General features: G+C 72.2%; 17 protein-coding genes, 2 tRNA genes and 1 pseudogene. 11 read left to right on the top strand and 9 right to left on the bottom strand.

From position 1 onward, the window contains the following. Positions 1-46 precede the first annotated feature (46 nt). Both O3597_RS19635 and O3597_RS19630 read left to right on the top strand, forming a co-directional pair. A complete protein-coding gene (locus tag O3597_RS19635; RefSeq protein WP_281601997.1) occupies positions 47-352 on the top strand; it encodes a hypothetical protein in 306 nt (101 codons plus the stop codon). Between the two features lie 54 nt (positions 353-406). Continuing rightward, on the top strand, positions 407-1,420 hold the full coding sequence (locus O3597_RS19630) for an expansin EXLX1 family cellulose-binding protein (protein ID WP_281601996.1): 1,014 nt from the start codon (positions 407-409) through the stop codon (positions 1,418-1,420). A gap of 18 nt (positions 1,421-1,438) precedes the next feature. On the opposite strand, the gene O3597_RS19625 is transcribed toward O3597_RS19630, so the two are convergent. The 3 genes from O3597_RS19625 to bcp form a co-directional block, all read right to left on the bottom strand. After that, positions 1,439-1,987, bottom strand: a complete 549-nt coding sequence (locus O3597_RS19625; RefSeq protein ID WP_164445879.1) for a GNAT family N-acetyltransferase — start codon at positions 1,985-1,987, stop codon at positions 1,439-1,441. Positions 1,988-2,051: 64 nt separating this feature from the next. After that, a tRNA-Leu gene (locus O3597_RS19620) sits at positions 2,052-2,137 on the bottom strand. 55 nt (positions 2,138-2,192) lie between these two features. Next, positions 2,193-2,669, bottom strand: coding sequence for a thioredoxin-dependent thiol peroxidase (bcp, locus tag O3597_RS19615; RefSeq protein WP_164445878.1), 477 nt, complete (start codon positions 2,667-2,669; stop codon positions 2,193-2,195). Positions 2,670-2,821: 152 nt separating this feature from the next. Between bcp and O3597_RS19610 the strand changes: the two genes are divergently transcribed. Genes O3597_RS19610 through O3597_RS19595 form a run of 4 tightly spaced genes read left to right on the top strand, consistent with a single transcriptional unit; the run spans position 2,822 to position 5,475 of the window. Next, complete coding sequence (locus O3597_RS19610; RefSeq protein ID WP_164445877.1) at positions 2,822-3,538, top strand: energy-coupling factor ABC transporter permease; 717 nt, start codon at positions 2,822-2,824, stop codon at positions 3,536-3,538. Then, a complete protein-coding gene (locus tag O3597_RS19605; protein ID WP_164445876.1) occupies positions 3,535-3,921 on the top strand; it encodes a PDGLE domain-containing protein in 387 nt (128 codons plus the stop codon). The genes O3597_RS19610 and O3597_RS19605 overlap by 4 nt, the downstream gene beginning before the upstream one ends. Before the next feature lie 5 nt (positions 3,922-3,926). Beyond that, positions 3,927-4,697 carry a cobalt ECF transporter T component CbiQ gene (cbiQ, locus tag O3597_RS19600; protein WP_281601995.1) on the top strand — a complete coding sequence of 257 codons (771 nt, stop codon included), beginning with the start codon at positions 3,927-3,929 and terminating at the stop codon, positions 4,695-4,697. A 7-nt stretch (positions 4,698-4,704) separates the two neighbouring features. Next, entirely contained in the window at positions 4,705-5,475 is a 771-nt protein-coding gene (locus tag O3597_RS19595) for an ABC transporter ATP-binding protein (RefSeq protein WP_281601994.1), read from the top strand. On the opposite strand, the gene O3597_RS19590 is transcribed toward O3597_RS19595, so the two are convergent. The 4 genes from O3597_RS19590 to O3597_RS19575 are packed head-to-tail and all read right to left on the bottom strand — an operon-like array spanning position 5,465 to position 8,259. Beyond that, entirely contained in the window at positions 5,465-6,556 is a 1,092-nt protein-coding gene (locus tag O3597_RS19590; RefSeq protein ID WP_281601993.1) for a hypothetical protein, read from the bottom strand. The two genes, O3597_RS19595 and O3597_RS19590, sit on opposite strands and share 11 nt — an antisense overlap. Then, a complete protein-coding gene (locus O3597_RS19585) occupies positions 6,553-7,269 on the bottom strand; it encodes a thioredoxin domain-containing protein (RefSeq protein ID WP_164445872.1) in 717 nt (238 codons plus the stop codon). The genes O3597_RS19590 and O3597_RS19585 overlap by 4 nt, the downstream gene beginning before the upstream one ends. Next, positions 7,262-7,759: a MauE/DoxX family redox-associated membrane protein gene (locus tag O3597_RS19580; RefSeq protein WP_164445871.1), complete on the bottom strand. Its 498-nt coding sequence runs from the start codon at positions 7,757-7,759 to the stop codon at positions 7,262-7,264. Before O3597_RS19580 ends, O3597_RS19585 begins: the two co-directional genes overlap by 8 nt. Beyond that, positions 7,756-8,259 carry a sigma-70 family RNA polymerase sigma factor gene (locus tag O3597_RS19575; RefSeq protein WP_281604592.1) on the bottom strand — a complete coding sequence of 168 codons (504 nt, stop codon included), beginning with the start codon at positions 8,257-8,259 and terminating at the stop codon, positions 7,756-7,758. The genes O3597_RS19580 and O3597_RS19575 overlap by 4 nt, the downstream gene beginning before the upstream one ends. A 353-nt stretch (positions 8,260-8,612) precedes the next feature. Between O3597_RS19575 and O3597_RS19570 the strand changes: the two genes are divergently transcribed. From O3597_RS19570 to O3597_RS19560, 3 genes and pseudogenes are all read left to right on the top strand, one after another. Beyond that, the gene (locus O3597_RS19570; protein ID WP_281604591.1) at positions 8,613-10,277 is read left to right on the top strand and encodes a copper resistance protein CopC; all 1,665 of its coding nucleotides are present in this window, start codon (positions 8,613-8,615) and stop codon (positions 10,275-10,277) included. A gap of 13 nt (positions 10,278-10,290) precedes the next feature. Continuing rightward, the gene (locus O3597_RS19565; protein WP_281601992.1) at positions 10,291-11,046 is read left to right on the top strand and encodes a YcnI family protein; all 756 of its coding nucleotides are present in this window, start codon (positions 10,291-10,293) and stop codon (positions 11,044-11,046) included. A 667-nt stretch (positions 11,047-11,713) separates the two neighbouring features. Continuing rightward, a pseudogene (locus O3597_RS19560) lies at positions 11,714-11,938 on the top strand (hypothetical protein); the annotation flags it as partial. 269 nt (positions 11,939-12,207) lie between these two features. Here the strand turns inward: O3597_RS19560 and O3597_RS19555 are convergent. Then, positions 12,208-13,503: a glycosyltransferase family 87 protein gene (locus tag O3597_RS19555; protein WP_164445867.1), complete on the bottom strand. Its 1,296-nt coding sequence runs from the start codon at positions 13,501-13,503 to the stop codon at positions 12,208-12,210. Between the two features lie 73 nt (positions 13,504-13,576). On the opposite strand from O3597_RS19555, the gene orn reads away from it, so the two are divergent. Together orn and O3597_RS19545 are read left to right on the top strand one after the other, a co-directional pair. Then, positions 13,577-14,167: an oligoribonuclease gene (gene orn, locus O3597_RS19550; protein WP_281580216.1), complete on the top strand. Its 591-nt coding sequence runs from the start codon at positions 13,577-13,579 to the stop codon at positions 14,165-14,167. 123 nt (positions 14,168-14,290) lie between these two features. Further along, a tRNA-His gene (locus O3597_RS19545) sits at positions 14,291-14,366 on the top strand. Positions 14,367-14,526: 160 nt separating this feature from the next. Here the strand turns inward: O3597_RS19545 and O3597_RS19540 are convergent. Further along, positions 14,527-15,795 carry an Ig-like domain-containing protein gene (locus tag O3597_RS19540; RefSeq protein WP_164445865.1) on the bottom strand — a complete coding sequence of 423 codons (1,269 nt, stop codon included), beginning with the start codon at positions 15,793-15,795 and terminating at the stop codon, positions 14,527-14,529. Positions 15,796-15,813: the final 18 nt, after the last annotated feature.

The following is a 15,813-nucleotide window of genomic DNA, read 5'->3' as shown; positions in this document are numbered from 1 at the left end:
GCGGATCGATGATGGCCGAGGCGGACCTCGACCAAGGGAGTCTGAGATGTCGGTGATCCATCATCCCCGGGTGGCATGGGACGCGGCCCGGACACTGGTCGGGGCGGTACCCGACGACGAGCGTTTCCGCAGCATCGCCGGTGAGCTGGAACGGCTGCTCGGCGGTGGCGTGGCGCAGTCGCTGCGGGAGACGCGCGACCGGCTGCGCTCGGCCCCCGACGACGGGCGCGACCTGGTCGAGGCCGGAGTGTGGCGGGTCCGGATCGAGGACGCGCTGCGCAGCCACCCGGACGCCGTGGAGCCGCTGCGCCGGCTGACCACCCACGCGCAGTCGAGATCAAGTTCGTCTTAGCTTTGGCTTAGCTCGCTTGTCCGGGCGGTCGCCGCTCCGGCAGCATGTCTGCACGTGACCGACGGAATCGACGGCCCCGCCGGCCATTCGTCGACTCGGCGTTCCGCGCCGCGTCGGTGGCTGGTCGGCGGGGCGGTGGCCACCCTCGCCACGGTGGTAGGGCTCAGCCTCGCGCTCCGCTCCGGCGCCGCACCCGCCTGCGCCGCACCGCCCCGTCCGGCCGTCGCACTCCCGGCCGCCGTTGCGCAACTCGCCCCGCCCGCCGCCGGCACCCGCCACGAGGGGAAGGCGACCTTCTACGACTCGAAGGGCGCGGGTGGGAACTGCTCCTACCCGGCCGCCCCGGCCGACCGCCGCTACGTCGCGCTCGGCCCCGCCGAGTACGCCGACGGTGCCGCGTGCGGCGGGTACCTGGAGGTGACCGGGCCGAAGGGCACCGTACGGGTGATGGTGATGGACCAGTGCCCCGAGTGCGAACCCGGTCATCTCGACCTGTCCCGGGAGGCGTTCGCCCGCATCGCGGATCCGGTTCGGGGCATCGTCGACGTCAGCTACCGGTTGGTCGCCGACCCGCCGCTGTCCGGTCCGCTCACCTTCCGGATCAAGGAGGGCGCGTCGCAGTGGTGGTTCGCCGTGCTGGTCGCCGGCCACGGCAACCCGCTGCGTTCGGTCGAGGTGCGTCAGGGCAGTTCGGGGCCGTGGCGGGCGGCCGCGCGGGAGAGCTACAACTACTGGCTGATCGAGTCCGGTGCCGGGCCCGGCCCGTACCAGATCCGGGTCACCGACACCCGGGGCCACCGGGCCACCGCGACGGGCATCCGGATGGCGCCGGGCAAGGTGCAGCGCAGCTCCGTCCGGATGTACGGGGACAGTCCAGCCGGGTCGGCCACGGCCACCAGGACACCGGCGGCGCGTGCGAAGCCGTCGCCCAGCGCGTCGACGCGTGCCTCGGCCCGGCCGACGCCGTCGGTCGCGATGACGGCCGACGCGACCGCATCGGCGGCGCCGACCGGTGTCGAAGCGTTCGCACCCGCGCCGCTCGCCGCGCCCTCGCCCGGTTGCGACTGACGCTGCGGCCGGCGCCGGTCAGCCGCTCGTGTGTTGATCCTGCCGGGCTGCCGTCAGGTCGAGCCACATCAGGATCTCGTCGCGGTCGTCGCCGGGGGCGACGCGGATCGCACCGGGCCAGCGGCCCACCTCGTGGTACCCGAGCCGCCGGTAGAACCGGTCGAGCCCGAACCCGTCCCGCACGGTGACGTGCAGCGCCGCCAGCCCGAGGCCGCGCGCCACCCGTTCGGCCTCGCGCATCAGCGCGTCACCGAAGCCACGTCCCTGGGTGTCGGGGTGCACCATCACCCGGGTGAGCACCCGCAGGTGCGTCTTCAGGTGGAACCGGGGATCGGTGAAGATCGCCATGGCGACCAGCCGATCGCCGTCGTAGCCCAGCAGCAACCGGTCCGGTCCGTCCGCGATGGCGGCCAGCGTCGGGTCGGCGATGGTGCGGACCTCCATGGCGTCGACAGGTGCCACGAAGCCGACCGCGCCGCCGGCGTTCGTCACGTCGACCCACAGTGCGACGATCCGTTCGCGCAGGTCAGCGGTCAGTTCGGGGTCGAGGACGAAGCGCAGACTCACTGCCTCATCCTGACCGGGTTCGACAGTGAATGCCGATGATCGTGATGCTCCCGACAGGGAGTCGTGGTGCGGGAGGGGGGATTCGAACCCCCACGTCCTTTCGGACAATAGGACCTAAACCTACCGCGGCTGCCGTTACGCCACTCCCGCCTGCCTGGAGAGTCTATGGCGTTGCCTCGCGGCGGTGTTCGTGTGGTGCGCGCAGTCAGTCCAGGCCGAGGTCGCGGCGCAGCTTGGCGACGTGGCCGGTGGCCTTCACGTTGTAGAGCGCCCGCTCGATCCGGCCCTCCTCGTCGATGATGAAGGTGGAGCGGATCACGCCGGTGACCGTGCGGCCGTACATCTGCTTCTCGCCGTACGCGCCGTAGGCGGTCAGCACCGACTTGTCGACGTCGGCCACCAGCGGGAAGGTGATCGCGTCGCGCTCGCGGAACTTCGCCAGCTTTTCCGGCTTGTCCGGTGAGATGCCCACCACCTCGTATCCGGCGGCCTGCAACGAGGCCAACGAGTCGCGGAAGTCGCAGGCCTGCTTGGTGCATCCGGGCGTCATGGCGGCGGGGTAGGCGTACAGCACGACCTTGCGACCGCGCAGGTCGGCCAGGGTGAGCTGCCCGCCGGTGTCGGTGGGCAGGCTGAACCCGGGCGCCGGGTCGCCGGGGGAGAGGCGGGCGGGAGCGGTCATGGCACGACCCTACCGCCGCGCTGGACCAGCCGGTCGGCGCGGCACGTCGGACGAGGCGTACGGCACTGTTGCCAGGTATTGGCAACAGCGTGGTACGGGAAATACGCTCACCCCTGTCGGCGGGCACGGGTCCGCCGATCCGTGGAGGTCATGTGGAAACCCTGGCGATGCACATCTCCAACGGCATCATCAACGGTCCGGTCGCCGCGGTCTTCGCGGTGGTCGCACTGGCGGCGATGGCGTACTGCGTCATGCGTGGCCGGCAGGACCTGGACGACCGACTGGCCCCGATGGCCGGTCTGGTCGCCGCGTTCATCTTCGCCGTGCAGATGCTCAACTTTCCGATCTTCACCGCCGGGGTCAGTGGCCACCTGCTCGGCGGTGCGCTCGCCGCGATGCTGGTCGGGCCGTGGGTCGGCGCGCTCTGCGTCGCGGTGGTGCTCGTGGTGCAGGCCCTCGTCTTCGGTGACGGTGGGGTGGCCATGCTCGGCCTCAACATCACCAACATGGCCGTGATCGGCATCGCGGTGGCGTACCTGCTGATCGCGCTGCTGCTGCGGGTGCTGCCCCGCACCCCGACCGGGTTGGCGGTCACCGCCTTCGTCGCCGCGCTGGTGAGCGTGGTCGTCGCGGCGATGGGCTTCGTGCTGCAGTACCAGCTCGGCGGCACCACCGATCTCGGCGGCAACCTGGCCGGCCTGGCCGGCACCATGGCCGTGTCCCACCTGTTCATCGGCATCGGCGAGGGTCTGATCACGGCGACCACTGTGGTCACCGTTGCGAAGGTCCGTCCCGACCTGGTGTACGCGCTGCGCGCCCTGAAGCCGGCCGCGCCGGTGACCGTACCGACCGTCGGAGGTGTCCGGTGAGGAAGTGGGGTTTCATCGTCGGCGGACTCCTCGTCGCCCTGCTGCTGGCCGGCGTGGTCAGCAACTTCGCCTCGTCGCACCCGGACGGACTGGACTCGTCGCTGCGGGAGGGCTGCACCTTCGACGCCAACGACGAGATCACCGGCGGCAGTTGCCCGGCGCAGCAGGAGCAGGAGCACGAGATCGGCGGTCCGCTGGCCGACTACGGCATCGCGGGCCTCGACAACGACTTTCTCTCCACCGGGCTCTCCGGCGTGCTGGGCGTACTGCTGACCTTCGCCGTGGCCGGCGGCGCCTTCTGGCTGGTCCGCCGCCGGGAGCCGGCGGGGGAGAACGCCACCGGGGCGCAGCGCACCGATCCGGCCACCACGAGCGGCGGGTAGCCGAGGTGGGGGCCGGTCACGCCCACGTGCTGTACCGGGCCACCGACTCACCGGTGCACCGGCTCCCGCCGGAGGTCAAGATCGCGGCGATGGTGGCGTTCACCATCGCCGTGGTCGCCACCCCCCGCGAGGCGCTCTGGGCCTTCGGCGCGTACGCCCTGCTGGTCGCGGTCGTCGCGGCGCTGGCCCGGGTCAACGCCCGCTGGCTGCTGCTGCGGTCGACGATCGAGTTGCCGTTCGTCCTGTTCGCCTTCGCCCTGCCGTTCCTCGGCGCGGGTGAACGGGTGGACGTGGCCGGGCTGCACCTGTCGGTCGACGGTCTCTACGGTGCCTGGAACATCATCGCCAAGGGCACCCTCGGTGTCTGGGCGTCGCTGCTGCTGGCGGCGACCACCACCACCCGTGACCTGATCGTGGGGCTGGACCGGCTGCGCTGCCCGCAGATCGTCACCCAGATCGCCACCTTCATGCTGCGCTACCTCGACGTGCTGGTCGGCGAGGCCCGGCGGATGCGTCTCGCCCGGATCTCCCGGGGCGACGATCCGCGTTTCGTGTGGCAGCTGCGCGGCTTCGCCGCCGGCATCGGGGCGCTGTTCCTGCGCGCCTTCGAGCGGGGCGAGCGGGTCTACCTGGCGATGCTCTCGCGTGGCTACACCGGTCGGATGCCCACGGTGTGGCAGGGCGGTGCGGCGGCAACGACCGGGCAGTGGCTGATCGCGGCCACCGTTCCGGTGCTGGCGGGCACCGTCGCCGCCACGGCCGCCGTCCTGACATGATCGAAGCGTGCAGCCCACCCCGCCCAGCCTGGACGTCCGTGGCGTCCGGTACGCCTACCCCGACGGCCACGTCGCGCTGCACGGCGTCGACCTGACGGTGGCGCGCGGCGAGCGGGTCGCGCTGCTCGGTCCCAACGGTGCCGGGAAGACCACGCTGGTGCTGCACCTCAACGGCATTCTGACGCCCACCGAGGGGCAGATCGCGGTCGGTGGGCTGACAGTCGGCCCGAACCGGGCGACGCTTGCGGAGATCCGTCGGCGGGTGGGCATCGTCTTCCAGGATCCGGACGACCAGCTCTTCCTGCCCACGGTTGCCGAGGACGTGGCGTTCGGCCCGGCCAACCTCGGGTTGCGCGGGGCGGAACTGGCCGCCCGGGTGGACGAGGCGCTGGCCGCGGTGGGCATGTCCGAGCATCGTGACCGGACCCCGCACCACCTCTCCTTCGGCCAGCGTCGTCGGGTGGCGGTGGCCACCGTGCTGGCGATGCGGCCGGAGATCCTGGTGCTCGACGAGCCGTCGTCGAACCTCGACCCGGCGGCGCGGCGGGAACTGGCCGGCATCCTGCGTACCCTGCCGGTGACCCTGCTGATGGTCACCCACGACCTGCCGTACGCGTTCGAACTCTGCGACCGCTCGGTCATCCTCGACGCCGGGCGGATCGTGGCCGACGGGCCGACACCCGTGCTGCTCGACGACGAGGAACTACTCGCCCGGCACCGCCTCGAACTGCCCTACCCGTTCCGTCCCACCACCGGGCGCACGCCGATCAGCGAGTAGCGGCCGTTGTCGCGGTCGGGCGGCGGGCGGCGGTGTGCAGGCGCAGCAGCGCGGCGGCCAGCGCACCGGCACCGGCCACCACGACGAGGACGACGAGTGCCCGGGCGACGGTCGGCGGCCACGGCGTCGGAAGCACGGCCCGGCTGAAACCGGCGATGTTCGTCACCCCGGCGAACAACGCCAGACAGACGCCCGCCAGCGCCACCACGAAGTCGACGTGGGACCGGGCGGACGAGGCGCCGCCGCCGGTCGCCGCCCGCGTCCCGGCGGCGATCGCCCCTAGGCCGGTCAGCAGGGTCCACACCGGACCGGTCAGCAGCCCGGCCAGCACGGCGCCCGGTCCCTGCGCCCCGGCGTCGAGCGTCCGCCCGAGCGCGAGCGCGACCGCCGTGGCCCCGCCGACGATCAGCAGCCCGCCGAGGGCTACGAGCGCCCGCCGGCCGGGGCCGGAGGCCGCCGGCAGCACCCCGAGCGCACCGACCGCCAGCACGCCGACGACGGTCACCACCCACCAGGTGTACGCGTCCGGCGGCGGTACCCAGTCCAGGGTGCCGCGGATCTCCGCCGGCCCGTCCGCGCCGCGTAGCGGGACCACCCAGTCGCGTACCCGGTGCTCACGGTCGGGCGCGGCGCGGACCTGGGCGGGCGGTTCCGCCTCGCGCCACAGGGCTCGCTGGTCGTGCCAGCGGGCCGTCGTCCCGCCGTCGACACGGTGCCAGCGCGGCTCGGCGGCTGGGTCGGCCTCGGCCGGCAGGGCGGTGTCACCGACGAGCGTGCGGTTGAGATACGTCGCGGGTGAGCGGGAGTTCTCGTAGACCCCGTCCGGCCCGATCCGCAGGTACGGCTCACCCGAGTAGCCGATCACCTCGACCGGGGTGTCGCCGGTGTTCGTCAGCTCCAGCCGGGCACCCGCCTCGATGACCCGTACCCGCAGGTCCGGGTGGCCGGCGGCGGTGACCGTCACCCGGTAGTCCGTGCCGTTCGGCGCGTCCGCGCCGTGGGCGAGGGCGGGGGCGGCGGTGGCGAGGATCGCGGTGATCGTGCCGGCGAACAGCAGCCCGGCCCGGGCGAGCAGGGTCACCGGCCGGCCGCCTCCACCGCCGCGGTGATGTTCTCCGGCGTCCACTCCCGCACCGGCTCGCCGTCGACCAGGATGGTCGGCGTGCCGGTGACGTCGGCCTGGCTCGCCTCGGCGGTGACGTGCTCGGTCCACGGCTGGTACTTGGCGTCCCGGACGCAGCTGGCGAACGCGTCGCGGTCCAGCCCGACCTCGGCCCCGATGTCGATCAGCTCGTCGTTGCTGAGGCCGGCACCGCCCTCCGGCGGCTGCCGTTCGAACAGTGCCTCGCTGAACTCGGTGAACTTGCCGCCCTCGGCGGCGCAGCCGGACGCGGCCGAGGCCCGGGTCGAGTAGTCGGTGCTGGAGTACCGGTCGAGGAAGGCCACCGGGTGGTAGACCACCCGTACCTTGCCGTCGGCGACCAACTGGTCGATGGTGGCACCGCTGGTCTGTTCGAACTGCTTACAGGCCGGGCAGATGTAGTCCTCGTAGATGTCGATGGTCACCGGCCCGGAGCCGACCACGATGCCGGTGCCCGCGTCGTTGGCGCCCGGCGGTGCGGTGAACTCGTCGGACTGCTGGCTGGACCAGACGCTCCAGCCGATCAGGCCGGCGATGACCAGCACCAGCACCGCGCTCAGGGAGATCCACAGGGTGCGCTTGCGACGTCGCTCCTGGGCCATCTGTTCCCGGACCACCCGGGCCGCGTCCTTGCGTCCCTTGCGACTACTCATTGTCGTCCTCCACCGGTTCGCCCGCGAGCGCGCCGTCGGCGGAGACGGCGGTGCGGGGCCAGATCAGCAGGAACCCGGCCAACGCCAGGAAGCCGATGTCCCGGAGGATCTCCGGGAGATAACTGGGGCTCTCTCCGGCCGGCAGTTCGCCGCCCACCCCGAAACAGCCGCAGTCGATGGCCAACCCGCGCGACCAGGCCGAGGCGATGCCGGCGATGAAGACCAGCAGCAGGGCCGCGGAGACCCCGGCGGTCAGCCTGGTGGCCAGCCCGAGCAGCAGCAGCAGACCCAACGCCAGCTCGACGAAGGGCAGTGCCGCGCCGATCACCATCGCCACGTCGTACGGCAGCACCTGGTAGGCGTTCACCGCGCGGCCGGAGGCGGCCAGGTCGCCGACCTTCGACCAGCCCGCCCAGAACCAGACGACGGCCAGGCCGAGCCGGACGGCGAGACCGAGCCAGGGGCGCCAGGTGCGCAGGTTGGCGTTCACCCTGCCAACGCCTCGTCGACGGCGTCGACCAGGTCGGCCCGGGCCCGTGCCACCCGCGAGCGGATGGTGCCCACCGGCACCCCCTCCACAGCGGCGGCCTCGGCGTACGACAGGCCGAGCAACTGGGTCAGGACGAATGCCCCGCGTCGTTCGGGGGCCAACCGGCGCACCAGGTCGCTCGCGCCGAGCTGACCGGCCGGATCGGGGTGCGGCACGTCGGTGTGCGCGTGCGCGGTGAGCCGTTGATCCAGTCGCCGCCGCCGCACCACCGTGCGCAGGTGGTCGGCGCAGGTCCGCCGGGCAATGCCGAGCAGCCAGGTGCGGGCGCTGGACCGGCCGGCGAAGGCGGGAAGCGCGCGGAACGCCCGCAGGTAGGTCTCCTGGGTGAGATCGTCGGCGCTGTCCGGATCGACGAGCGCCGCGGCGAATCGCCACACCTCGGCCTGGGTGGTGCGGACGAATGTGGCCTGGGCGACCGGGTCGCCGTCCCGGGCGGCCAGCGCCCACCCGGTGGCCGGGTCGACGGTCGGGTCGGGCTCGGCGTGCCGCGGCGTCCAGGCAGGTCGCCGGGGTCGGCCGTCGGCGCGACCCGGGCCGACGGTGCCGGTGTCGGCGGTGGCGGAGGTGTCGCGCGGGGCGGGGATCACGACAACCCAGGTTACGCGGCGGCACGGCGAGCAGCAGGGTCCTTCGGCCCTTCCATGGGGTGCGCCACTCCGGGAACTTTTCCGGCGTTGTGACCGACTATCCGCCTATGAGCTCCGGTCCGGTGTCCGTGCGCCCGTACCCGATCATGGGTGATCGGCGTCAATCGATGGACCTGGATCGCCTGGAACGGGTGTCGTCGGCGACCATGGGCGGCATGACTGCCGCCCATCGCCGCCGGTTCGCCCGGCTGGCCGCGACCGCCGGCCTCCTGGTCGCCGTCGTGGCCCTGCTGCTCGTCCCCGCCAGCCCGGCCAGTGCCCACGCCGTGCTGTCCAGCAGCAGCCCGGCCGCCTCGGCCGTGGTGCCTGCCGCGCCGGCCGAGGTGGTGCTCACCTTCAGCGAGACGGTCCGCAAGGTGCCGGACCGGATCCGGGTGATCGCTCCGGACGGTTCGCGCGCGGATCAGGGCGAGCCCACCTTCGCCGGCAGTGTGGTCAACATCCCGGTGGACACCGGTCGCGGCAACGGAACCTACCTGGTCACCTATCGGGTGATCTCCGCCGACAGCCACCCGGTCTCCGGCGCGTTCACCTATTCGGTGGGCGCGCCCTCCGAGCCGCCGGTGGACAGCGGCGACGACGGCCAGGCCAACCCGGTGGTCGGCAACGCGGTGAAGGTCGCCAAGTTCCTCGGCTACGCCGGACTGCTGCTGGCCATCGGGCCGGCGCTGGTGCTCGCCCTGCTCTGGCCGCGCCGGCTGTCCCGACGCGGGCCGGCCCGGCTGGCCTGGACCGGCCTCGGTCTGGTGGCGCTGGCCACGGTGGCGGCGGTACTGCTCCAGGTGCCCTACACCAACGGCGGCGGGGTGTTCGACGTCACCGGCGAAGGGCTGAGCCTGGTGCTCGGCAGCGCCTTCGGCGCCGCTCACCTGGTCCGGCTCGGTCTGCTGGCCGCGGTGGCGTTGCTGCTCCGGCCGCTGCTGGCCGGCCCGGTGGGCCGGACGGACCTGGTGATCCTGGGTGTGCTCGCGGTGGGAGCGCTGTTCACCTGGCCGATCGCCGGGCATCCGGCGGCCTCGCCGGCCCCGGCGGTGTCGGTGCTCGTCGACACGGTGCACCTGGGCGGCATGGCCGTCTGGCTTGGCGGGCTGGTGATGCTCGCGGTGTTCCTGCTGCCCCGCGCCGACGAGCGGGAACTGGGGGCGATCCTGCCGATCTGGTCCCGGTGGGCGGCCCTGGCGGTCTCCGCGCTGCTGCTCGCCGGCACCGTCCAGGCGCTGATCGAGGTGGCCACCCCGGCGGCCCTGGTGAACACCACGTACGGGCGGCTGGTGCTGGCCAAGATCGGCCTCTTCGTGCTTGTCATCGCGGTGGCCGCCTACTCCCGCCACCTGGTACGCACCCGGGTCGCGGCGAGCCGGCCGGCTCCGGTGCGCCGGGCGATCTGGGCTGAGCTGGCGATCACCGCGATCGTGCTGGGGGTGTCGGCCACCCTGGTCCAGACGACCCCCGCCCGCAGCGTCTCCACGGACGTGTCCGCCGCCGACAGCGGCTACTTCAGCACCACCGCGACCAGCTCGCTGTACTCCATGCAGATCGAGGTGTCGCCGGCCCGCCGGGGCAACAACTCAGTGCACCTGTACGCGTACACGCTGGACAACCAGCCGCTGCCGGTCGTCGAGTGGCAGGTCACGGTCGCCCTGCCGGCGGCCGGCATCGAACCGATCCAGGTGCCCCTGCTACCGCTCACCGACAACCACGCCACCGGCGAGATCAGTCTGCCCGCCGCGGGCGATTGGGAGCTGCGGGTGACCGCCCGTACCACCGAGATCGACCAGGCCACGGTGACCGCCACCGTACCCGTCCGATAGAGAGGTTCCATCGATGCTCCGTCACCGGCGTTTCGCCGCCACCGCTGCCGCCCTGACGCTCGGCGCCGTCGCCACGGCCGTGTTCGGCTTCGTGGCTCCGGCCTCCGCGCACGTCACGGTCAATCCGCGCGAGGCCACCCAGGGCGGCTACGGCCGGCTCGCGTTCCGGGTACCGAACGAGAGCGACACCGCGTCCACCACCAAACTGGAGATCTTCCTGCCGGAGAACGCACCGGTCGGCTCGGTGTCGACCATGCCGGTGCCCGGTTGGTCGGTGGCGGTGGAGAAGCGGCAGGTCGACCCGCCGGTGCAGGTGCACGGCAGCGAGATCACCGAGGTGGTATCCAAGATCACCTGGACGGCCGGTGACGGAGCCGCCATCGCCCCCGGCACCTTCCAGGAGTTCCCCGTGTCCATGGGGCCGCTGCCCGAGACCGACCAGATGGTCTTCAAGGCGTTGCAGACCTACTCCGACGGTGCCGTGGTGCGCTGGATCGACGAGCCGCAGCCCGGTGGCGAGGAGCCGGTAGCTCCGGCACCGGTGCTCACCCTCACCGCCGCCTCCGCCGCCGACACGCCGACGGAGGCGCCGGCCGACTCGCCCGCTGGGGCGCAGTCAGACGACAGCGACGACGAGGACGGCAACGGTCTGGCGGTCGGCCTCGGCGTCGCCGGACTGCTCGCCGGCCTCGGTGGGCTGGTGCTCGGTGGGCTGGCCTTCGCCCGCACCCGGCGTTCCAGCGGCACGGCGGCGACGCCAGCCCCCTGAGGCGTCATCGCATCGCAGGCCCGCCGGGTGATCCCCGGTGGGCCTGTCCGCTTTCGGCGTCCCTGCCGTGGATATCCGCTGATTGGCGGGTCGGCGTAGGTAAGGTCGGCCGGGTGTCTGGCTACAGAGGGGAGCAGGGCGCATGCGTTTCGTGTGGACGCTTACCGGAATGCTGCTGCTGACCGTCGGCACCGCCGCGCTGCTCGGCGCGGCCGCGCTCGGTCTGCTGACCGGTCACGCTGGCCCCGACGGGGCGTTCACCGCCCGTTTCGAGACCGTGCAGACGCCGGGCCACGCGGTGGTGGTGACCGACCTCGACGCGCTGGTACGCCGGGAGGTGCCGTTCGCCCGGGGCGGGCAGGCGCGGCTGCGGTTGGACGCCCGTACTCCCGACGGGCCGGCCTTCGTCGGGCTGGCCCCGGCCGAGGAGGTGCAGCGGTGGCTGGCCGGCGCGCCGCACGCCGCGGTGCTCCGGATGCCGCTGGCCCGGGGTCCGCTGCCGGTCCGGCTGGAACAGGTGACCCCGGCGGCGGGGACACCGCTCACCGTCCCGGCCGCACCCGCCGCGCAGACCTTCTGGGTACGCGCCGGTCACGGCGTGCTCGAGTGGAGCCCCGGCGACCTGGCCGGGCAGCGGTTGAGTCTGGTGCTGTTGCGACCCGACGGTGGGGCGGGGGTGACCCTCGACCTGCGCGCGGAACTGCGGGCCGGCTGGATCGCCCCGGCCACCTGGGGCTCGCTCACCGGCGGGACGCTGTTGGTGATCCTCGCCGCGTTGGTGCTGCTGCGGCCGGTCCGGCCGCGCGAGGTGGTCTTCGTGGTCGAGCCGGACCAGGTTCCGGTGCTCGCCGGATGGCTCGGGATCAGCTCGCTCAGCGGCCTGGGAGCCCCGGCACCACCCGGTCCTCGCAGGCTGCCGGAGCGTCAACTCGTCCCGGTCGCCGCCACCGTGCCGGCCACCACGACCCGACCCGCCATCGGCCCCGTGCCCCGCCCGGCCACCCTCGCCGAACTCCCCGACCCTTCGTCCCCGCCCCACCCCCTCCGCCCACCCGCCCCACCAACCTGATGGGGCGGGCGGCCCTCCGTGCTGCCGACGCGGAGGGCCGCCCTTCACCGGGGGATATCGGTGTTCGTGGGGTTTTCTGACCCTGGGGCAGATTACCGAGTAATCGGAGTCTCGGGAAGAGTGTCCGACTTTGTCGGCTGGCGACTCGGCAAGCGGGCGCCGCCGCGCACAGGTAGGACGACGAGCAGCACCAGGCAGAGCCAGACGTACGCGTTGCGAAGCACGAACTCCCACGGGCTGCCGGTGGGCGACGGAGTGATTCCCCAGTCGTAGAAGGACACCACCCCGTACACGATGACCGAGGTGACGCTGACGGCGAGGATCACCAGCCGGCGGCGTCGGCGGGCTCCCGCGACGGTGCGCGGGTCGGTGCCCAGGGCGGCGTCGGCGAGGATCATCACCGCCGGGATGAACCAGTAGATGTGGTGTGTCCAGGTGATGGGGCTGATCAGCGCCGCCACCAGGCCGGTCAGCGTCAGGCCGGTCAGCGCGTCCCCGGCCTGCGACGCCCGCACCGCCCGCCACAACCCGTACCCGCTGACCACCGCGACCAGCAGCAGCCAGAGCAGCCGGTTCGGCTCCTCTGGGGCGATCAGCCGGCTCAGCAGCCCGAACAGCGACTGGTTGCCGGTGTAGTCGGTGCGGCCGACCCGGTCCGTGGCCCAGAGCTCGTGCGTCCAGAACCGCCATGAATCACCGGGCGCCACCGCCGCGGCGAGCAGGGTCGCCCCGGCCGCGGTCGCCCCGGCCACCACCGCCGCCCGCCACCGCCGGGTGGCCAGCAGGTAGATCACGAAGATGGCCGGGAACAGCTTGAGCGCCGCCGCCAACCCGATGCCCACCCCGGCCCAGCGGCTGTCGCGGGGTACGGCGAACAGCAGGTCGGCCAGGATCAGCACCACCAGCAGCATGTTGATCTGCCCGAAGGTGATCGTCTCCCGGGTGCTCTCCACGCCGAGCACGAACAGTACGCCCACCACCAGGGTGAACAGGTGAGGTAGCCGGTGCCGACGGATCACCGGATCGAGCAGCCACTTCGTGGTGACCACCACGCCGAGCAGGGTCAACCCGGTGAAGATCGCTACGGTGGCGCCCAGCTTCAACCAGGAGAACGGCAGCAGGATCAGCGCGGCGAACGGCGGATAGGTGAAGAACAACTCACCCTGCACCCGGTCCGGCTGCGCGTAGTCGTACAGCGGGTTGCCGGCGGCCCACCAGTCCATGGCCGCCATGTAGATCTTCAGGTCGAAGAAGTCGTGGGTGCGTCCCGGCAGGTAGAGAGCCGGGAGCACCGCCGCCAACGCCAGTGCTCCGACGACCCGGCGGGCCGTACGGCTGCCCGGGTCGTCCAGGTCGACGCAGGGTGGTGTGGCGGGTTCGGCGGGCACGGGGAAGACCCTAGCGGTCGGTGACCGTGACGGCGCGGAGCCACGAGACTTGGCCTGCGCGTAGGCTGTCCCGGTGGCTGATCTTCTCGTCTGGATCGACTGTGAGATGACCGGGCTTGACCTCGGTGGTGACAAACTGATCGAGGTCGCCGCGTTGGTCACCGACCCCGACCTCAACGTGCTCGGTGAGGGCGTCGACGTGGTGATCCACGCTGACGACGCCGCGCTGGACGCGATGCCCGAGATCGTCCGGACGATGCACGGCAAGTCGGGGCTGACCGACGAGGTACGTCGCTCCACCATCACCCTCGCCGAGGCGGAGGAGCGGGTGCTCGACTACGTCACCCGCCACGTCAAGGATCCGCGCACCGCCCCGCTGTGTGGCAACTCGATCGCCACCGACCGTGGCTTCATCGCCCGGGACATGCCCCGCCTCGACGCCCACCTGCACTACCGGATGATCGACGTCTCCTCGATCAAGGAACTGTGCCGCCGCTGGTATCCCCGCGTGTACTTCGGTCAGCCACAGAAGGGCCTGGCGCACCGGGCCCTGGCCGACATCCGGGAGAGCATCCGCGAGCTGGAGTACTACCGGCGCACCATCTTCGTGCCCCTGCCCGGGCCGGACGTGGAGAGCGCCAAGGCGATCGCCGGCGAACTCTGACGCCCCGGACTGCCGCGGCGCGCCCTCGCGGCCCGGGCGGCAACCCGCTGGACGGGGTCGGCCGTGGTGGGGGTATGATTTCACCGCACCCGCCCCTGGCGATCGACCGGGCGCGGCGGCATGGTGGCTGTAGCTCAGTTGGCAGAGCACCGGGTTGTGGTCCCGGTTGTCGTGGGTTCAATTCCCATCAGTCACCCCACGGTCAGGCCCCCTCCACGGAGGGGGCCTGACGCTTTCGGGGTGACCGGCAGTCGGCCCGCAGCGGGGAGCAGCCGCCCCCGGTTGCGGCATGGCGCGGTATGCCCACCGACGGAGGCCGCAGGTTGCGGCATGTCGTGGCACCGGTGCCGGCGTGCGGGTCAGGCGCCAGGGGCCTCGCTCGCGTCGACGTCCGGGTCGGTCTCGTCGTTGGCTGCCGGCTCGTACGGCAGGGCGCTGCCCTTGACGTACTCCTCCCAGCTGACGTTCCAGTCCGTCCAGCCGTTGCCGAGCTGGAGCTTGCGTTCGGTGCCCTTGACGACGATCGGGTCACCGACCTTCGTGTTCTTGAACAGCCAGGCGCCGTTGGCCATCGAGACGTTCACGCAGCCGTGCGAGACGTTCGTCGTGCCCTGCTGCCCCTCCGACCAGGGTGCCGCGTGGATGAACTCGCCACCCCAGGTGAGCCGCTGCGCGTAGTCGATTTTCGTCCGGTACCCCTCCTCGGGGCCCAATTCGTCGTAGGTGTCGAAGACCGTCTTGCGCAGCTTCTCCATCACCACCATCGTGCCGCTGGAGGACGGGGTGCTCTTCTTGCCCAGGCTCACCGGAATGGTCTTGATCTTCTCGCCGTTCTTGGTGACGGTCATCCGCTTGGTCCGGTTGTCCACCGTCATCAGCAGCTTCGGTCCGATGGCGATGTCGACGGTTAGGTCGGCCCGGCCGTACCAGCCGTCGCCAAGCGGCAGCCCGCCGGCCTGCACCCGGTACGACACCTTGCTGCCGGCCTGCCAGAACTCCTTCGGCCGGTAGCGGATCTCGGTGGGGCTCACCCAGTGCCAGATGCCCTCCTGGGCCGGCTCCGAGGTCACCGTCATCCGGCGTTGCAGGTCGGCGCGGTACTTCTCCGGAATGTCCCGGCCGAACTTGACGATCAGCGGCATGGCCACCCCGACCGTCTGGTCGTCGCCGAGGAAACTGCTGATGCGTACCTGCTTCTCCGGCTTCTCCATCACGGTGAAGGCGCTGGTCGCCGTCGCCGGCAGGCCGTCGTCGCCGGTCGCCGTGACGGTGACGGTGTACGACGCGCCGTAGGTCAACGCCCCCGCCGGCAGCCAACTGCGGCCGTCGGCGGCGAGCTCGCCCTCGACCGACTCGCCCTCGGCGTCGGTCAGCTCGACCGTGACGTCCTCGGCCTGCTCGGCGGCGAAGGCGATCGCCGCCGACGCCGGCACGTCCTTGGCGTCCGCCGCCGGCTCGCTGATGCTCACCGACGCCTTCGCGGCCGGCTGGTCGGCACCGTCCTGCCAACCCGGCCCCTTGTCGCCGCCCTTACCGCCGGTGCAGGCGGAGGTCAGTGCCAACGTCACGACGAGCAGGCCCGCGGCGAGCACCCCCCGCCTCCGGTTGCGCTGGTCCCGAATCCGCATGGTGTCCTCACAGTCGTG

The sequence above is a fragment of the Verrucosispora sp. WMMA2044 genome (assembly GCF_027497155.1).
GTDB lineage: Bacteria > Actinomycetota > Actinomycetes > Mycobacteriales > Micromonosporaceae > Micromonospora > Micromonospora palythoicola.
Note: the sequence above shows the minus strand (reverse complement) of the source record. Positions and strands in the feature narration are given on the sequence as shown.